This window comes from Bacillus sp. T2.9-1, from assembly GCF_950097965.1.
Taxonomy (GTDB): domain Bacteria; phylum Bacillota; class Bacilli; order Bacillales; family Cytobacillaceae; genus Niallia; species Niallia hominis.
In genome coordinates this window covers 1-15,761 of sequence record NZ_CATNHG010000129.1, presented here as the reverse complement: position 1 = coordinate 15,761, position 15,761 = coordinate 1, and the positions used below count along the sequence as shown (strand labels likewise).

At 33.5% G+C, this 15,761-nt stretch carries 18 protein-coding genes; 8 read left to right on the top strand and 10 right to left on the bottom strand.

Going from position 1 to position 15,761, the window contains the following annotated elements; translation table 11 throughout:
• Positions 1 to 193: 193 nt before the first annotated feature.
• Complete coding sequence (locus QQZ16_RS19320; RefSeq protein WP_284561686.1) at positions 194 to 850, top strand: DUF975 family protein; 657 nt, start codon at positions 194 to 196, stop codon at positions 848 to 850.
• Positions 851 to 1,320: 470 nt separating this feature from the next.
• On the opposite strand, the gene QQZ16_RS19315 is transcribed toward QQZ16_RS19320, so the two are convergent.
• The 4 genes from QQZ16_RS19315 to QQZ16_RS19300 form a co-directional block, all read right to left on the bottom strand.
• On the bottom strand, positions 1,321 to 1,698 hold the full coding sequence (locus QQZ16_RS19315; protein WP_031537755.1) for a hypothetical protein: 378 nt from the start codon (positions 1,696 to 1,698) through the stop codon (positions 1,321 to 1,323).
• Positions 1,699 to 1,950: 252 nt separating this feature from the next.
• Complete coding sequence (locus tag QQZ16_RS19310) at positions 1,951 to 2,703, bottom strand: aminoglycoside phosphotransferase family protein (protein WP_284561685.1); 753 nt, start codon at positions 2,701 to 2,703, stop codon at positions 1,951 to 1,953.
• Positions 2,700 to 3,584: a serine hydrolase domain-containing protein gene (locus tag QQZ16_RS19305; RefSeq protein WP_284561684.1), complete on the bottom strand. Its 885-nt coding sequence runs from the start codon at positions 3,582 to 3,584 to the stop codon at positions 2,700 to 2,702. The genes QQZ16_RS19310 and QQZ16_RS19305 overlap by 4 nt, the downstream gene beginning before the upstream one ends.
• Before the next feature lie 111 nt (positions 3,585 to 3,695).
• Positions 3,696 to 4,925, bottom strand: a complete 1,230-nt coding sequence (locus QQZ16_RS19300; protein WP_284561683.1) for a polysaccharide deacetylase family protein — start codon at positions 4,923 to 4,925, stop codon at positions 3,696 to 3,698.
• Positions 4,926 to 5,154: 229 nt separating this feature from the next.
• Here QQZ16_RS19300 and QQZ16_RS19295 point away from each other — a divergent pair, with 229 nt between their 5' ends.
• Positions 5,155 to 6,021: a permease gene (locus QQZ16_RS19295; RefSeq protein ID WP_031537751.1), complete on the top strand. Its 867-nt coding sequence runs from the start codon at positions 5,155 to 5,157 to the stop codon at positions 6,019 to 6,021.
• A 14-nt stretch (positions 6,022 to 6,035) separates the two neighbouring features.
• Positions 6,036 to 6,881 carry a TIGR03943 family putative permease subunit gene (locus QQZ16_RS19290; protein ID WP_284561682.1) on the top strand — a complete coding sequence of 282 codons (846 nt, stop codon included), beginning with the start codon at positions 6,036 to 6,038 and terminating at the stop codon, positions 6,879 to 6,881.
• Between the two features lie 44 nt (positions 6,882 to 6,925).
• On the opposite strand, the gene QQZ16_RS19285 is transcribed toward QQZ16_RS19290, so the two are convergent.
• Positions 6,926 to 7,483, bottom strand: a complete 558-nt coding sequence (locus QQZ16_RS19285; RefSeq protein ID WP_342395204.1) for a GNAT family N-acetyltransferase — start codon at positions 7,481 to 7,483, stop codon at positions 6,926 to 6,928.
• 149 nt (positions 7,484 to 7,632) lie between these two features.
• Here QQZ16_RS19285 and QQZ16_RS19280 point away from each other — a divergent pair, with 149 nt between their 5' ends.
• The 3 genes from QQZ16_RS19280 to QQZ16_RS19270 all read left to right on the top strand — a co-directional run bounded on the left by QQZ16_RS19280 (position 7,633) and on the right by QQZ16_RS19270 (position 10,328).
• Positions 7,633 to 7,851: a hypothetical protein gene (locus QQZ16_RS19280; protein ID WP_284561681.1), complete on the top strand. Its 219-nt coding sequence runs from the start codon at positions 7,633 to 7,635 to the stop codon at positions 7,849 to 7,851.
• 148 nt (positions 7,852 to 7,999) lie between these two features.
• On the top strand, positions 8,000 to 8,953 hold the full coding sequence (locus QQZ16_RS19275) for an L-lactate dehydrogenase (protein WP_284561680.1): 954 nt from the start codon (positions 8,000 to 8,002) through the stop codon (positions 8,951 to 8,953).
• Positions 8,954 to 9,068: 115 nt separating this feature from the next.
• The gene (locus tag QQZ16_RS19270) at positions 9,069 to 10,328 is read left to right on the top strand and encodes a glycoside hydrolase domain-containing protein (RefSeq protein WP_284561679.1); all 1,260 of its coding nucleotides are present in this window, start codon (positions 9,069 to 9,071) and stop codon (positions 10,326 to 10,328) included.
• A 139-nt stretch (positions 10,329 to 10,467) separates the two neighbouring features.
• Here QQZ16_RS19270 and QQZ16_RS19265 read toward each other — a convergent pair whose 3' ends face one another.
• The 5 genes from QQZ16_RS19265 to QQZ16_RS19245 form a co-directional block, all read right to left on the bottom strand.
• Entirely contained in the window at positions 10,468 to 11,688 is a 1,221-nt protein-coding gene (locus QQZ16_RS19265; RefSeq protein WP_235252208.1) for an MFS transporter, read from the bottom strand.
• A gap of 61 nt (positions 11,689 to 11,749) precedes the next feature.
• Positions 11,750 to 12,049 (bottom strand): Parvovirus coat protein VP1-like protein, encoded by a 300-nt coding sequence (locus QQZ16_RS19260; RefSeq protein ID WP_235252209.1) that lies wholly within the window; start codon positions 12,047 to 12,049, stop codon positions 11,750 to 11,752.
• Between the two features lie 153 nt (positions 12,050 to 12,202).
• Positions 12,203 to 12,745, bottom strand: a complete 543-nt coding sequence (locus QQZ16_RS19255) for a hypothetical protein (protein WP_235252210.1) — start codon at positions 12,743 to 12,745, stop codon at positions 12,203 to 12,205.
• Complete coding sequence (locus QQZ16_RS19250) at positions 12,742 to 13,116, bottom strand: hypothetical protein (protein ID WP_016203706.1); 375 nt, start codon at positions 13,114 to 13,116, stop codon at positions 12,742 to 12,744. Before QQZ16_RS19250 ends, QQZ16_RS19255 begins: the two co-directional genes overlap by 4 nt.
• Positions 13,117 to 13,385: 269 nt before the next feature.
• Positions 13,386 to 14,654, bottom strand: coding sequence for a sensor domain-containing protein (locus QQZ16_RS19245; RefSeq protein ID WP_235252211.1), 1,269 nt, complete (start codon positions 14,652 to 14,654; stop codon positions 13,386 to 13,388).
• A gap of 249 nt (positions 14,655 to 14,903) precedes the next feature.
• On the opposite strand from QQZ16_RS19245, the gene QQZ16_RS19240 reads away from it, so the two are divergent.
• Both QQZ16_RS19240 and QQZ16_RS19235 read left to right on the top strand, forming a co-directional pair.
• Positions 14,904 to 15,200, top strand: coding sequence for a LysE family translocator (locus tag QQZ16_RS19240; RefSeq protein WP_268817911.1), 297 nt, complete (start codon positions 14,904 to 14,906; stop codon positions 15,198 to 15,200).
• A gap of 16 nt (positions 15,201 to 15,216) precedes the next feature.
• On the top strand, positions 15,217 to 15,528 hold the full coding sequence (locus QQZ16_RS19235; RefSeq protein WP_268817912.1) for a LysE family transporter: 312 nt from the start codon (positions 15,217 to 15,219) through the stop codon (positions 15,526 to 15,528).
• Positions 15,529 to 15,761: the final 233 nt, after the last annotated feature.

Genomic DNA, 15,761 nt, shown 5'->3' with positions numbered 1-15,761 from the left:
TACACTATACCAAAGAATGAGGTGTTATTTCATTTTATTAAACACTGTCAAGCAACATATTTAATAGACCATAGACGCAATACAACTAACGATTTGCACTTATTTTTTTGGTGCGAAAGTTGAGTTACTATAATAAAATAGACAGCAAATAAGTACATCTGTCTTTTTACATATATATAAAGGGGGATATGCATTGAAAATTTCAGCAATTAAGTATGAGGCAAGACAATCATTAAAAGGGGAATGGGGAAAAGTAGTAGGTCTTACATTCCTATATTTCATTTTAAGTACGGTAATAAATTTCTCTGTTGAAGTTTATGCTAGTGGAGGCATTTTAAATTGGTTTAATCAAGATTATACACCACCATTAGCATCCATATTAAATGCCATTATTAGTATTATTTTAATCCCATTAACTATAGCAATTAGTTGGTTTTATCTCGATATCGTTAGAGAGAAAAGTCCTGAAATTCCGCAGGTTTTTACGATATATACGGATGCAAGGTTAGCTCTAAAATCCATTGGTACGACTATCATGATAGGTATATTTACATTCTTATGGTCTTTATTATTATTAATTCCGGGAATTATCAAAGGGCTAGCATATTCACAGACATTTATGATTTTAAAAGATCATCCAGAGCTATCCGTTTTTGAAGCAATTACAGAAAGCAGAAGAAGAATGGTTGGTTACAAATGGAAGTTCTTCCTGTTAAACTTAAGCTTTATTGGATGGGGCTTCTTATGTCTATTGTCACTAGGAATCGGTTTCTTATGGTTAACTCCATATATCTATACGTCTAATGCAACTTTTTATCATAAATTAATCGCAGAAAAAGAGACGCTTTAACTAAGCGATTGTTGATGGAGATACCCAGAGAACAGAAACTAAATCTGTTCTCTGTTTTTTTATATGCAAAGGTAAAACGCTAATATTATGTAAACTTGACGAGAGAAGAGATGTATAGAAATAGATCCGCTGAGCATCTGTAAGCCAAATTTATTTATAGTATTGGGAAAATGGAATGATTGCTGATTTTAAATAGCAAGCTAAGAATTGTTTATATTAAATATTTAAACAACTAATAGATAAATGGTTTTAGTAAATGTATAAAAATATTATTATCTACAATAAAATAGCTGAGTTGTATTGGATGCATATTGAATGATTAAATGTTCGAAATAAACGATATTTTTTTTATTTTGTCTCACTATCTAAAGTATACTTTATTTTGAGATGAGATTTATTAATATTTGAATTGCTGTGTATAATATATATTATGTTCGGGGCGTTTCAATAAGTATAAGAATATAGCAAGACTATATTCTCTCTACTCTATTCTTATACTTTTTATCTTTAATATCATTTAAATCGATAAATTTCGTGCTGTATTCTAAAATATCGTTCAAATACAAATGATTTGATTTTGCAAATTGTTTCGCATTCTCCAATAATTGTTTATCGTAAGTTGTTTTATATTGAACTCGATCCTTTGGTCTGGATTCTTTTGAGAATTGAATCATATTATTTGCTAGTAAATTTCTTAGACCGTTTTCAAATAAATAATTTATGTGCGTATCATTTTCTTCAGCCATTTTGCTTAATGTATCGATGATTTCTTTACTAATGTTTGTTCTAAATTTGACTCTAGATTGATCCGTTTCATGAATTAATTTACCGTTTACTAATCTCCACAATTTTTTGTAAACCTCCTATCAAATGCTATGGTTAGTAACATTTTTGTTATTCATATATTCTTCATTTTTCAATATTATATCTTATTTTTACTAATTTAGGGAGTTCATCTAGCATTAATAAACTCATAGAGACAATTAAACCGCTCTAATGCAGTTTCCCAATTTATAGTATACTGATTCTCCAGTGCATAAAGTAATTCATGGAATACAGGCTGTAATCCGTAAAAATTACTTACTCTATGAAACAAGGATTCAGATGGTTCTGATGATTGATAACACGCCAATACATCTTTTGTGAAGTCTGGACCGTATGCCCAAATAGATACCCGCAAAATCAAAAGCAGGGTCTCCAATTTGTGCATCTGTAAAATCAATAATGCCACTAATCCTCCCCTTCTGTTCATTATAAATAATGTTTGAGGTCGTTAAGTCTCCATGAATGATAACTTTCTTAGCTGGTATGTCTTCATAGATTTCTAGAAAGCGCTCAAATAAATGGGCAATCTGTTCTTGCTGTTTGTACTTTAAAAATGGAAATACTTGTCGTTCTACTTTTTTGTAGAAAGACTCCCAATAAGAATGGTTATGAAGGCTTGTTAACATACTACTGTTTAATTGTGCTACTTCGACAATATGTAATTTTGTTAGAAAGTCGCCAAGCAATATGGCGTTCTCAAAATGACAAGTAATGATATTAGGAGCATAAACAGATAAAGATTGTCCTTCAATCACTGGATATTTTACGCCTTTCACCTTGTCATCTTCATCCATATACTCATATTCTGGTATTAGCAAGAACGGATTTCTCGCTCTTACTGCTGTTAGAATTTCTCCTTCTGTTTTTACTTTTGCTGCCACTTCTTCCGATTTAGGAAATCTAAAGACTAAGTTATTATTAATAATAACTAGATCGTTGTCCCACCCCTTATTATTTACTTTTACTTCTTTAATCACGAAATGGGGAAAATATCTTTTTATAAATGCAAGCCTTTCTTTTTCTTTCATTTCGTTAGCCTCTCTTCTGTTATTACATTTAGGATTTCAGTAATCATACTGTCCCCTTCTATATGACTCAAAATGTTAGAGTTAGAAAGGGTAATGATTCCTATTTTATGCTTAGGGGCAATTAGCATTTGCTGTCCTCCAGCTCCTAAAGCTCTATAAATGGTATCGCCTCTATAAGATTTTAACCACCATCCATATCCGTAGATGCCATAATCCAAATTAGTTGAAATGCCCGTCGTTGTTGATGCTATTAGCCAATCTCTTGGAATGACTTCCGTATGATTAATTTTTCCGTCATTCACAAGTAATTGAGCTATTTTTATTAAGGAATGAAGAGATAGATTTAATCCTGTGCTACCAATTGTGATACCTTGTGGATCGCCTTGCCATTCCACCTCTTCTATGCCAAGTGGAGTAAATAAGTATTGTTTTGCAAATTCTTTAGCAGTTTTATTTGTAGCGATACTTATTACTGCAGAAAGTAAATGATAATCTACTCCTTTATAGCGAAAATCATCTGTTTCTTTTATGGGAAGTGCTAAAATATCCGCTACCCAATTTTTACTAGTATGAATGAGATGATATAAATCCTTATCATCTATATCAAAACGTGATCGCATGGAAAGTAAGTCTGCAATTGAAATCGATTGGGGAGCGGTAGGTAAATAATAACGGATAGGTGTCTCGAGTGAATCAAGATATTTTTCTTTTAGAGCAATTCCAATTAATAGAGAAATAATACTTTTTGTCATGGAGCGAATATTTATTAATTTTAAAAAGTCATTGTTTTGTGTATGAAATATCTCTTCGCTCCCTTTAAAGATATACATTTGTCCGCAATATTGATGTTTTTCTTGTAAACGATGAATAGATAGTTTCATTTTAGATAATTACTCCTCTTTTTGCTTTTATTAAAACGAATGATTAATAGAAACTATATTAATCATTCGTTTAGAGTGCCGTCTTTCCTTTACCACTAACATAATTTCTAATTACTGATATGCCTCTACCCCCAACAATTCATCCAAGCCAACAATTTCAAATCCTTTTTCTTGAACGGCTTCAATGATTGTAGGTAATGCCTTTGCTGTTTCTGTTTTTTCTGAATCTGAATGCATTAAAATAATATCGCCGTTTCGCAAATTATCTGTGACATTTTTGATAATATTTTCAGCATCCTTTTGTGACCAATCAAGTGTATCGATTGACCAAATTATCACAGAGTAGCCTTTATCTTTGGCATTTTCTATTAAGGTTTCATTTGTTTCCCCATATGGTGGTCTAATCATCGCCGGCTCTTTCCCAATAATTGTTTGAATAGCAAGCCCTGCATTGTTTATTTCATTTGCTTGTTCAGCATTGCTTAAAGTAGTCAAATCAACATGATGATAGCTATGACTTAATACTAAATTACCGTTTTCATAGGCATTTTTAACAACTTGTGGGTACTTTTCTGCTTCACTGCCAATAAAGAAAAAATTCCCTTTCACATGATGGTTTTGTAATATTTCAATTATTTTTGGTGTCACGATTTCATCAGGACCATCATCAAAGGTTAAAGAAATCTTCTTTTCATTTCGTCCATTTATGTATAAATTAGGCTGATTTTCTTTAAAGTTCACGATATCACTCCTCCAAGTTTGCATCGCTTGCCATTGCTTGTTTGTTAGCTGATCAGAGTTTCCCTTTATATCTAATACATAGCCAGCTTGCTCCACTCTCTCTTCATTATAAACAGATAGATGGTCCACTCTCTCTGTTTCATTCAGGATGATAAATTTAAGCTGAATCTCCTTTGAAAGGTTATAAACAATTATTTTTTCCCCTTTACCTGTTCTTATTTCTGCTGGTTCTCCTATTACTTCTTTTAAATCAGACAAGGAGAATACCTGTAATTGCTTTTTATAGGAACGAATATCATAAATCTCTCCTTTTGCAGTAAAACCAAACACGGTATTCTTATTATCATAGGTAGCGTAAAAGCCATTTCCTACATGGTCTGTTCTAACTGGCTCTTCCCATTGCATTTCTACCTGTTCTATCGTATTGGATAATACGTTAAAGGGACTTGTATCTGTCATTCCTTTTTTTGCTGTTTCCACTATATCCGTTAAATAGTCAGAAGGAAAATCGATATTTTTTTGTTCTTGATTTGTTTCACTCTGGTTAAGATCACCTGCTTCTTTTGGTTTCTGAGCACTACATGCAGCCATGATTAACATCTGGAATAGTACAAGGAAATAGAGCAAATACTTTGTCTTCAGTTTTGTTCACCTTCTCTCCTGTGGCGTTCATCCTATCACTATTAATGTAAGGGTTTATGAATTCGTTTGCAATAACTAATTAAAAATCGGCGATATGGGTATTTTTTGTTTTCATCTGATTTTAATCATTGTTCCTTATAATAATGAATTCATGTAATCTAACGAAAAAGTAGGTGTTCTTTTAAAAATGAATGTGGAAACATTATTACAATTAAATACGATCTTTATAAGTATCATTATTGAGGCACTACCCTTTATATTAATTGGTGTTCTTATTTCTGGAATCATACAAATCTTTGTTTCAGAAGAATTTATTGCGAAAATCATGCCGAAGAATCCAATTCTTGCGATTTTATTTGCTTCATTAGTTGGAAGCATTATTCCCGCATGTGAATGTGGAATAATACCAATTACAAGAAGGCTAATCTTAAAAGGTGTACCACTGCCAGCAAGTATTGCTTTTATGCTCACTGGCCCGATTATTAACCCGGTAGTTATTTTTTCCACCTATGTTGCATTTGGAAACAGCTGGAGAATGGTGATTCTTCGGTCGGTTGCTGCGCTTATTTGTTCGATTCTAGTTGGACTTGCTTTGCAAAAAACAGTGAAACAGTCGCCCTTAAAAAATCATGTGCCAGAACATATGCACTATCATTCGTTTAAAGGACGAATCGAAGCAATGTTTAAACATTCTATAGACGAATTTTTCTCTGTAGGAAAATATTTAGTGATTGGTTCGTTCATTGCTGCCGCTGTACAAACATTTGTGAAAACATCTACCCTTGTATCAATAGGACATGGGCAGGCATCCTCTCATCTAGTTATGATGGGACTCGGCTATATCCTAAGTCTTTGTTCCCAAGCAGATGCATTTGTGGCAGCGAGCTTTAGAAACAGCTTCTCAGTAGGATCAATTCTTGCATTCCTAGTATTCGGTCCAATGTTAGATATTAAGAATACATTGATGCTCTTAAGTACGTTTAAAGCTAAGTTTGTTATCTTACTGACAAGTCTTATTACCATCATCGTGTTTCTCGTAACCATTTTTCTATAAAGAGGTGAAAAAAAATGCTTCGTATATTTGTGTTAATCGGCTTTACTTATTTATTTTTGCATTTACATGCTACTGGCGATATCTCGAAATATATTAATATGAAATATTCATATATATCAGAATCAGCCATTTATATATTTGTACTCTTTACAATTATATGTGTCTATAACTATATAAAAAAGGATAAAAATAACCATGATCATGATTCTTGTGAACATTGTGGACACGATCATTCCCATGAAGAAAATAGCTTTTGGAAACGTGGATTAACAATTGTAGCATTAATGCTGCCAATACTAACGGGGTTAATGCTTCCAGTAGCAACCCTTGACTCCAATATTGTAGAAAAAAAAGGTTTGTATTTCCCTGCATATGATGAAGGAGATGAGTATAGCCAGCATCAATTTTTGCAGCCAAATACAAGCAGTTATTATGGAAAAGAAGGTTATGCAGAAGTAATGGATAAGGGTTTGGATAAATTAAAGAATCTAAAAGAAATTACTTTAGGAGAAGATAATTTTTTAAATGATTTAGAAACGATTTATAATTATCCAGGACAATTTATGGATCGGGAAATTACCATCACTGGTTTTTCGTATAAGGAAGAAGATTTAATGAATAATCAGCTGTTCTTGCTGCGATTTGGCATCATACATTGCATTGCAGATGCTGGCGTATTTGGCATGCTTCTAGATATTCCAGATGATATGAAAAAAGACAATGACCAGTGGCTACAGGTAACTGGAAAGCTTGAAACCATTTACTATCAACCATTTAAGAAAACCATTCCGATTCTTAAAGTTACAGATTGGAAAACAATAAATGAGCCCGATGATCCTTACGTGTATCGTCAATATTAAAAAATAGGGAATGTTAGCTTTTTGCATTACATTCCCTATTTTTTTTATACGTATTTTTCCATGCGGATATCGTCCCACATTCTATCTTGATAGTAGGTAAATTGTTTGTTTTTCCCGATTTCTTGGTAGCCAAGTTTGCTGTATAATTTTTGAGCACTTTTATTAAATTCGAATACCCCTAATTCTATTCTTTTTAGACCCTGCTTTTTAATCTGTTCTTCTAAATATCTAAGCGAAGTGGAGCCTATCCCTCTCCCTCTAGCGATTTCTTCCCCTATTGTAATAGCAATCCATGCAGTCCCTCTTTCTTTTTTATACAAATGGACTGGGTCAACCGTATAATTCATTTCCCCTACCAGTATATTGTCTAGATATATTTCATACATATGGTATGTTGTTAACCGTTTATTGATTTCTTCTTTTGTTATCCGTACATAGCTTTCTACATCCTCTTTATTCCGACAAGGATGGATTAATGGGATTAGCTTTGGATCATTCTCCCATTTGTTTAAACTGGTAATCAGTTGGTCTGTTGGAGCTCCTGTTTTTTGAAAGGAAATTTTCATGTGTGGATCCCTCACCTTTATATAGTCTTCTTTCATTATAAGCGAAAACAAGTGAAGTTGGTCCGTAATCTTTTTCCTCTAGGAGCAAATTTGTCCCACGAGACAATATTGTTTTTGTTCTAATTTATTTCATAAATCATATTTATTTTATTATGAGAAAAATTCGAATAAAGGAGTGAAATAACTTGGTAACTGTTCACTTTTTTGATAATAGCACAAATGTATTAACTCAACTCCGGCAAGAAATCCCAAATGTTGAACAAGAAATAAAAATTAAAGGACGCAAAGGAAAAATACTATCGGTTATTCAATTGAAAGAGGATGTATTTCAAGCAAATGTAGAATTTGAAAAGATTGTAAAAAAAACAGCCGTTGCAGCAGACTCTAAAAAAAGAAAACGCTAAGGAATTTCAGAGAAGCTTACTTTAAAGTGGCTTCTTTTTTTTCGTTCAGATAATATTTGCCTTCCCCCTCTCTCATTAATGTGGATACATAATTCCCGTTAAAATAACAAATGATACAGTTAAAATATGTTCAAAAGGAGAATGAAGGATGCTTAGTAATAAAGTTAGCCGTGTAGCCTTAATTGGCACAGGTTTTGTAGGATCTAGTTACGCATTTGCGTTAATGAATCAAGGGATTGTGGATGAATTATTGTTAATTGATCTTAATAAAGATAAAGCATTTGGAGATGTAATGGATTTGAATCATGGCAAAGTCTTTGCTCCTAACCCAATAAGTATTAAATATGGAGAGTATAAGGATTGCACGGAGATGGATCTAGTTGTTATATGTGCTGGAGCTAATCAAAAACCTGGTGAAACACGTCTTGATTTAGTGGAAAAGAATTTAAAAATATTTAAATCGATTGTCGATCAAGTGATGGCAAGTGGCTTTCATGGAATATTCTTAGTTGCAACAAATCCAGTAGACATTTTAACCTATGCAACTTGGCGATATAGTGGACTTCCGAAAAATCAAGTTGTTGGCTCTGGGACAATTTTGGATACTGCTCGGTTCCGTTTTCTACTTGGAGATTACTTTAAAGTTGCTCCAACTAGTGTCCATGCCTATATTATTGGAGAGCATGGCGACAGTGAACTGCCAGCCTATAGTTCAGCAGATGTTGCCGGTATTCCTGTTTATAAGCTAATGAAAAGAGCGGCTGAATATAAAATGGAGGATTTAGACGAAATTTTTGTGAATGTGCGTGACGCAGCCTACAAAATTATTGAAGGGAAAGGTGCTACTTATTATGGGATTGCTATGGGACTTGTGCGAATTACAAAGGCAATCTTAAGTAATGAAAATAGTGTATTAACCGTATCTGCCTATTTAGATGGCCAATATGGAGAAAAGGATGTCTATATAGGTGTACCTGCAGTAATAAATAGAGAAGGAATACGTGAAGTCGTTGAATTGGAACTAGCTGAAGATGAGCAAGAAAAATTTCATCAAAGTGCGACTATATTAAAAGATATTCTAAAACCTCATTTTAATAAATAAACCATTCTCTCTTGATCTGCTATGGATGGTATTGCATAACTTCTAAATAGCCCACACCCAAACAGCCTAGTTTACATACTTTATATGGTAAGTAAATTAGGAAAGGTGTGACAGAATGGATTGGAAGAAATACCTTCTCATAGCAGCTGCTACTTTCTTGATTCTATTTTCCGGCATTGTAACTGTATTGCTTTTTCATACAAAGAGTGTGGAAGCAGACAAAGAACCAAGTAATTCGGTTGATTCACAAGGCACTGCTACAACGGAAAGCGGCCAAGGCAATGTTAATATTTCAGTAACGAACAATATACAAAATATAGTAAGTGGTGAATCAAAAGCAACGATTGAAAATAAGGTGAAAAATGATATTCAAGACAAAGATGCTGCCATTGATAATAAAATTGAAAATCAGTCAGAAAACGAAGCATCGGTAACAATCAATAATGCTATCGAGAATATTTTAAAAGGTCAGGTTAATGGAACAACAAATAATAATATTACTAATAATATTCTTTCTAATGGCAAAACAGAATTAGCGAATAATCTTTTAAATAATTTAAATTTAAATGTAGATGTTAATGTCTCCAATGAAGTCAATACAAATGGAAAACAAGAAGCTTCCAACAATGATAAGGAAGATACCAGTAATAATGATGATGGCAATAAAAATGAAGAGAATAACGGTAGTGATTCAAACGGAAATAAGGAAGAAGATAAGGAAACTTCCTATTTATGGGGTGTTGATTCTGCAAGTGAAACAACAGAAGATTTTTATGCTTGTGTAAGAGATAATTTCGGTGATCCGAAAGTCGTTGCGCGCTATTTAAGAACAAATGAAGGGGTATCACATGGATTAACATCTGAACAAGTTGATTTAATTCATTCTAATGAAGCGGATATCTTGCTTATTTATAATGGTTTTACCGATGCAACAGGCTTTGATAATGGGGTAAATGAAGCGAAAAAAGCGATCGAATTAGCACAAGAACTTGGTGCTCCAGATGGAGTCGCTATTTTTGCGGATATTGAGCCAAATTATCCTGTTGATGCTGCCTTTATTGAAGGTTGGTATGACGAGGTAAGCAAGTCAGCCTATGAACCTGCTATTTATGGTATTTTTGATTCAGGAGAGGAGCTTACAAATGCTTTTAATATGGCCGCTGAATATAAAGGAGAAATAAAAGAGAATACGTATTTATGGTCTGCTTCACCAAACATTGGGATTACAACAGAAGAAGAAGCACCAGAGTATAATGTAGACGCACCAGAGGGTTCCCTTGCTTACGGCTGGCAATACGGTATTAATGATGAAACATGCAATATAGATACTAATTTGTTTAACAGTAACCTAACAGATGTATTATGGAAACATTAAATAAAGTAACATCTTACTAACGAGTCTTCGGAAAGTAAGATGTTTTTTTATAAAGAGAAGCAACAGGTATTTACTTACTTGATGCTTCTCTTTATTAGTTGATCAACACAAGATCACAACAAACTTTACGAAAAGCAGCCTAAATTTTATCTCTCTTTTTTAATTGTTTGGAAGAAGTTCTTGGACGGATAAATAAAGAACTAGTAAATGAACTTAAAAGGATTGCACTTAGCACGATCATTCCAACACTTATTGTAACCTTTTCTATTAAGTAAATGGAAAATACGGGGGCTATGGAAGCCCCTATAAATAAAATAACGGTATAGCAGGTAATAGCTAAGTTCTTGTGTTTACCTCCCCATTCATGGATAAGCGCTATATTCGCAGGAATGGACACAGAGATTCCTCCGATAAATAAAATAATCGCGATGCCGATTAACCACTTAGAACCTAAAAAGGCTAAGGTGCAAATAGAGAAAATGGCAATTAATAGGCCTGATCGCAAAACGAGTTGCTTTCCATAAAGTTTGATCAAAAAATTAGAGGCTAGTGTAAAAAAGACGCCGATCATTCCAACTAATTTTAGATTGAAAATTGTTGTTAGCGTAAATGCCTGTTCTTTAAGAAAGGGATCGATGAATGTAGAGAAGGAAACATAGGAAAACAGTAATGTTGCTGTTATCCAATAGCAGAGGTAAATATGCTTTTTCGTGAGTAGTCCTTTCATTTGTAAAATGATATTTTGGTTTTCCACTTGCATTTGATGATTGCTGGTCTTTGGCAAGTGATAAAAAATAAAAATCAGCATGAGGAAATAGAGAATTCCAAAAACAATAAATACTGCTTGCCAATTCCATAAGTTAAGAACGGAACTACTAATAAATGGCCCAATGATTCCAGCAAGCAAGAATCCGGTATTGATCCATGCTATAGCAAGCACCTTTTTTTCGACTGGAAACCACTCCAAAGCAAATCCGAGTGCGTTAGGAGCAAAAGAAGCAGCGATAAAGCCTTGTATTCCTCTAAAAATAAGAAAAAGTACATAATTAGGAGATAGAGAAATGAATGGTGTAATGAAAGTCATGCCGATAAAGCATACTAAAAAAAGATGATATCTCTGCACTTTGACTGACAGCAATCCAAAGAAAATTAATCCTACCGCATAGCAAAAAGAAAATATACTGCTGCTCCAACCACTGTGAAGAGGTTGGAGTTTGTATGTAGCCATCAAAGAGTTTAATAAAGGGATTGTTACATACAAACTGGAAACAACAAGTAACCCGCCAAAGAAAAGCGTTCTTAATATTACTCTTTGCTCCCGCTTTTCTTTAGATTCTTCCGTAAAATAGAATGAGTTCATTTCTTGCCTCCTTTATTTGAAGATATACTATCTTAAATATATTAGGGTTCACAGAAAGTTATTATCGATTGCGTCTCCATCCACCATTAATTTCGAGTCGAAATCGCATAAAGTCATTAATTAATCTGGCGGTCTTCCCTTCTTGATTACGCTCCCTTATCTTTGATTGAACACAGCGTAGTAATCTTTCATCACAATAGCGACAAGAACCGTATGCTTCTACACATTGATCATGTCTTTGGCAACAGGAATCAACATAGTTTATTGGGGCACCAGGTCCACTGCATCCTGGTCCACAATAGCGATAACCACCAGGTAGGCAAATTTTAATCGCATTTTTTTTGCTTCTTTTCTTTTGCATTATTCATTCCCCTTTCCATATAGATTATGAAGCTGGTATGAAATGGTATGGGGAAACAATCTATATAGGAAGTAGAAAACAGAAGATTGTGTTTTAACCAAAAATAAAAAAAGCTTGTCCAATAGAGTAAACTCCTTTTGGACAAGCTTTTTATCAGCTTTGCTTTTTGAAGATAGTGGAAATAATATCATCGGTCGACATATCGCTTTTGATTTTAAACGATCCAAGTTTTAAATAATTCGCTACCCCTTTTTTCTCTACTTTTTGTGAGAATTGTAGTGGCGTTTCTTTAATAAACTTCTCTTCATTTAAAATACTTCCAACATCATAGCTAGTCATACCGCTTGTAACTCGAATAGTAATTGTTTTTACTTCCTCTTTTTTCTCTTCTTCTTTATTATCCTCTTTCTTTTCATCAGAAGAATTAGATTCAGATGCTTGTTTTTTTAGCTCTTCTTCTTTTTGTTTGGCTTCCTCAGATGTTTGAACAACATAGCCGCTGCTCGTTAAAATTTCTTTCATTTCTTCCACAGTTGGTGTGTTGGCTACATCGCCATCCACTTTTTCTACCTTTTCGACATTGTTATTTTCTTCTGCATTAACAGAATCATCTTTAGTAGAAAAATAAACAATTCCACTAACAGAAGTTGCTAAAAGTAATCCAGCTGCGAAACTTGTAATTATTGTTGGTTTCATTGTAAAACACTTCTCCTTTCCTCTTTTGCAAGTAAGTAAGGAGCTAACATCTCTTCTACTTCAGCTTGAGTAAGCTTCTTTTGAGCGGCAATAGTTTCAACTGAATACTTTCGTCTATGCAAGTCGAGTACTTCTCTTAAAACAGTGCGGTCCTTGGAAGCTAGCTGAACGCCTGCTTCTTTTTCCATAATTTCTATGTCTAACTCAAGATTGCGTATTTGTTTTTGCAACTGTGCTATTTCTTCCATCACAGAAAGGTGAATTACATCTATTTCACGTTGTTCTGATTTTGACGTTTGTTTTGCTTTTATAACGGAAGTAATGAGCAAAATGGCTGCTGCAATAAACAAAATGGCTAATGTCCATTCCATTTTAAAGATCCTCCCTCTTTCAGAATCCACTTTCCTAAGTATCTATTATACATTCTTTTTTCATTTTTTTCGATCATATTCTACAAAATCCTTCAATAGTTAGACAAGTTGGGATAATTATGCAACTTTTATTATATGAAGATAGTTGCAAACACGCTTTAAAACAATAGATTTATGTTCTTTCAATGTGCTCGTTTCAAAATTAATTGACCTCTTTAGGTATATAGTCTTATAAATAAAGATTCATAGGCATTTGCCTATGAATCCTTTTAATTTGTATGTATAATTTGAAATCCGTTTTTTCCCGTTTTCTTCATATGATACATAATCTTATCAGCATTTTGCATTAACGTTTCTACATCTTTTCCATGATTTGGATAGATGCTAATTCCGATACTGCATGTAATCGAATAAAGTTTATTATCCATTCTAAGCGGGTGACTGAAAATAGCCACTAGCCTTTGAGCGTAATTTTCTAACTCTTGTTCTGTGTTCATGCCTTCTATTAGTAGAATAAATTCGTCTCCTCCTAAACGACAAAGGAAATCTTGTTCTCTTACTGAACCTTTCATTCTTGAAGCAATTAGCTTTAGAGCTCGATCCCCATATTTGTGTCCAAGTGTATCATTAATTTGTTTGAAATCATCAATATCGATGAATAGCAAGGCAAATGTATGTATCTCGTCTCTGTCCTCCAATAAATTAGAAAGGGTTTTATATAAATAACGTCGATTAGGTAGCTCTGTCAAGGAATCATATAATGCTTGCCGCTTTATAATTGTTTCATAAGCCTTTCTTTCTGAAATATCTCTTGCGATAGTTGAAAGGAAATGAACATTTTGATGGCTTGATTTATGACTTACAATTGTTTGGGATACAGGTATTTGTTTTCCAAATGAGTTAAAAAGGGTATTTTCTCCCTTCCATATACTTTTTTCTTTAGAAAGTTCACTTTCATTATGTTCTACAAACTTATTTGTCCATAGTTGTGCATTAACAGATTGAAGATTTTCAACTCCCTCTGGAATACCTAGAAAGTTTCTAGCTGAGGGATTTAAATAGGTAGTATTTCCATTGCTATCAGCTGTTGCAATAAAATCAGGAGAAGCTTCAATGATATCTAGCAATTGTTGTTGACGCACCTGATTCTTCTTCCATAAGGTAATGTCACGGTTTATACCTCTATATCCGATTGTTTTATTTTTCTCATTTAGTACGGGCTTTGCATTGGTTTCAATAAATACGTCATAACCATCCCGATGAATCATCGTAAAATCAAGATTATGTAAGCTGCTATTCTTCTCCTTAGCAGTTGAAATAATTGCTTTTAAAGTTTCAACTTCATCGGTTTTAATAAATAAAAACACTGATTTTCCAAGTAGCTCATTAGCTGAATACCCTAATGTTTCTTCTACTATCGAATTGGAATACGTAAATTCCCAATGTTCATTTATTTGCCAAATCCAGTCACTAACCTGCTCTACCAGCATCTGAAAAAAATCAAGAGATGGCATATCATTATCTTTCCTACCATTCATAGTTAAGTCTCCTACTAAAAAATAATTATATAGGCAAATGGATATTTTCTGTATTTTCTATTATTTAACTATTATATCATTATTAGTCTATTATTAAAAGATTGCTTTGAAATCAAGAGAAATGTGTGCTATTAAATTTTGGTTTCATATGATATTATAACCGATATTTAAAAAAGTTTGCTAAATATGTGGTACATGCTTCCCCTTCTGAATACCTTTAATATAGACGTTATATTAGGGGGCTCTTTGATGGATAGTATTTTGTATTATATTGCCTTAGGTTTGTCACTAGCAGCGCCTATTGGTCCTGTAAATGCTACTGTTATAAATAGAGGACTTAGATATGGGTTTCGCCATGCTTGGATTCTCTCGCTAGGATCTCTGTTGGGTGATGTATTCTTTATTATTCTTGTATACTTTGGGGTTGCAAAATTAGCAAATATCCCAATCGTTCAAACATTTTTATGGCTATTTGGTGCATTTGTCCTCATTTACACTGGAATCGAAGGCGTCATGACAAAAAACGAATATAATCTCGCGAAGTAGTAAAGATAATAATTCTATGTTTCGCTCATTTATCACCGGTTTGCTTATGAGTCTCATGAATCCTTTATCTATAATTTTTTGGTTAGGTATATACGGTTCTATCTTAGTTTCAACCATACATAATTTTAGTACAAGCACTGTTCTTCTCTATACTGGCTGTATGTTATTTGGTGTAGCCATTTGGGATTTAACGGTATCCATTTTAGCTAGTTTCTTCCGAAATGTTGTCTCTGAACAATTAATTACTTTTGTGAGCAGAATTTCAGGCCTAATTTTGGTGCTTTTTGGCGGTTATTTTGGAATGCGGGGAATTCAATTCTTTTTATAATATATTTTGCTACACTAGTGTTGCATAAATAGTGTCATAATTTTCAGTTTACTCACCTTCCCTGTTTAGAGGCAAAAAAGTAAATACCCAATCAAAGGTGGCCCCATCCATTTGGAAATTTATTTACAATTAGACTTTTGCAACGACGACAATTTGCATATTTAAGGGATGGCTTTTCCTTCAATCTTTCGAAGCCAAACATTCGCTGGTTTCCACAATGCAGCCCTTAGATA

Excerpts from the sequence above, each read along its gene's own strand:
- QQZ16_RS19310 (WP_284561685.1), bottom strand. The coding sequence starts at position 2,703 with ATGAAAGAAAAAGAAAGGCTTGCATTTATAAAAAGATATTTTCCCCAT.
- QQZ16_RS19305 (WP_284561684.1), bottom strand. The coding sequence starts at position 3,584 with ATGAAACTATCTATTCATCGTTTACAAGAAAAACATCAATATTGCGGA.
- QQZ16_RS19300 (WP_284561683.1), bottom strand. The coding sequence starts at position 4,925 with ATGTTAATCATGGCTGCATGTAGTGCTCAGAAACCAAAAGAAGCAGGT.
- QQZ16_RS19295 (WP_031537751.1), top strand. The coding sequence starts at position 5,155 with ATGAATGTGGAAACATTATTACAATTAAATACGATCTTTATAAGTATC.
- QQZ16_RS19290 (WP_284561682.1), top strand. The coding sequence starts at position 6,036 with ATGCTTCGTATATTTGTGTTAATCGGCTTTACTTATTTATTTTTGCAT.
- QQZ16_RS19285 (WP_342395204.1), bottom strand. The coding sequence starts at position 7,483 with ATGAAAGAAGACTATATAAAGGTGAGGGATCCACACATGAAAATTTCC.
- QQZ16_RS19275 (WP_284561680.1), top strand. The coding sequence starts at position 8,000 with ATGCTTAGTAATAAAGTTAGCCGTGTAGCCTTAATTGGCACAGGTTTT.
- QQZ16_RS19270 (WP_284561679.1), top strand. The coding sequence starts at position 9,069 with ATGGATTGGAAGAAATACCTTCTCATAGCAGCTGCTACTTTCTTGATT.
- QQZ16_RS19265 (WP_235252208.1), bottom strand. The coding sequence starts at position 11,688 with ATGAACTCATTCTATTTTACGGAAGAATCTAAAGAAAAGCGGGAGCAA.
- QQZ16_RS19260 (WP_235252209.1), bottom strand. The coding sequence starts at position 12,049 with ATGCAAAAGAAAAGAAGCAAAAAAAATGCGATTAAAATTTGCCTACCT.
- QQZ16_RS19255 (WP_235252210.1), bottom strand. The coding sequence starts at position 12,745 with ATGAAACCAACAATAATTACAAGTTTCGCAGCTGGATTACTTTTAGCA.
- QQZ16_RS19250 (WP_016203706.1), bottom strand. The coding sequence starts at position 13,116 with ATGGAATGGACATTAGCCATTTTGTTTATTGCAGCAGCCATTTTGCTC.
- QQZ16_RS19245 (WP_235252211.1), bottom strand. The coding sequence starts at position 14,654 with ATGAATGGTAGGAAAGATAATGATATGCCATCTCTTGATTTTTTTCAG.
- QQZ16_RS19240 (WP_268817911.1), top strand. The coding sequence starts at position 14,904 with ATGGATAGTATTTTGTATTATATTGCCTTAGGTTTGTCACTAGCAGCG.
- QQZ16_RS19235 (WP_268817912.1), top strand. The coding sequence starts at position 15,217 with ATGTTTCGCTCATTTATCACCGGTTTGCTTATGAGTCTCATGAATCCT.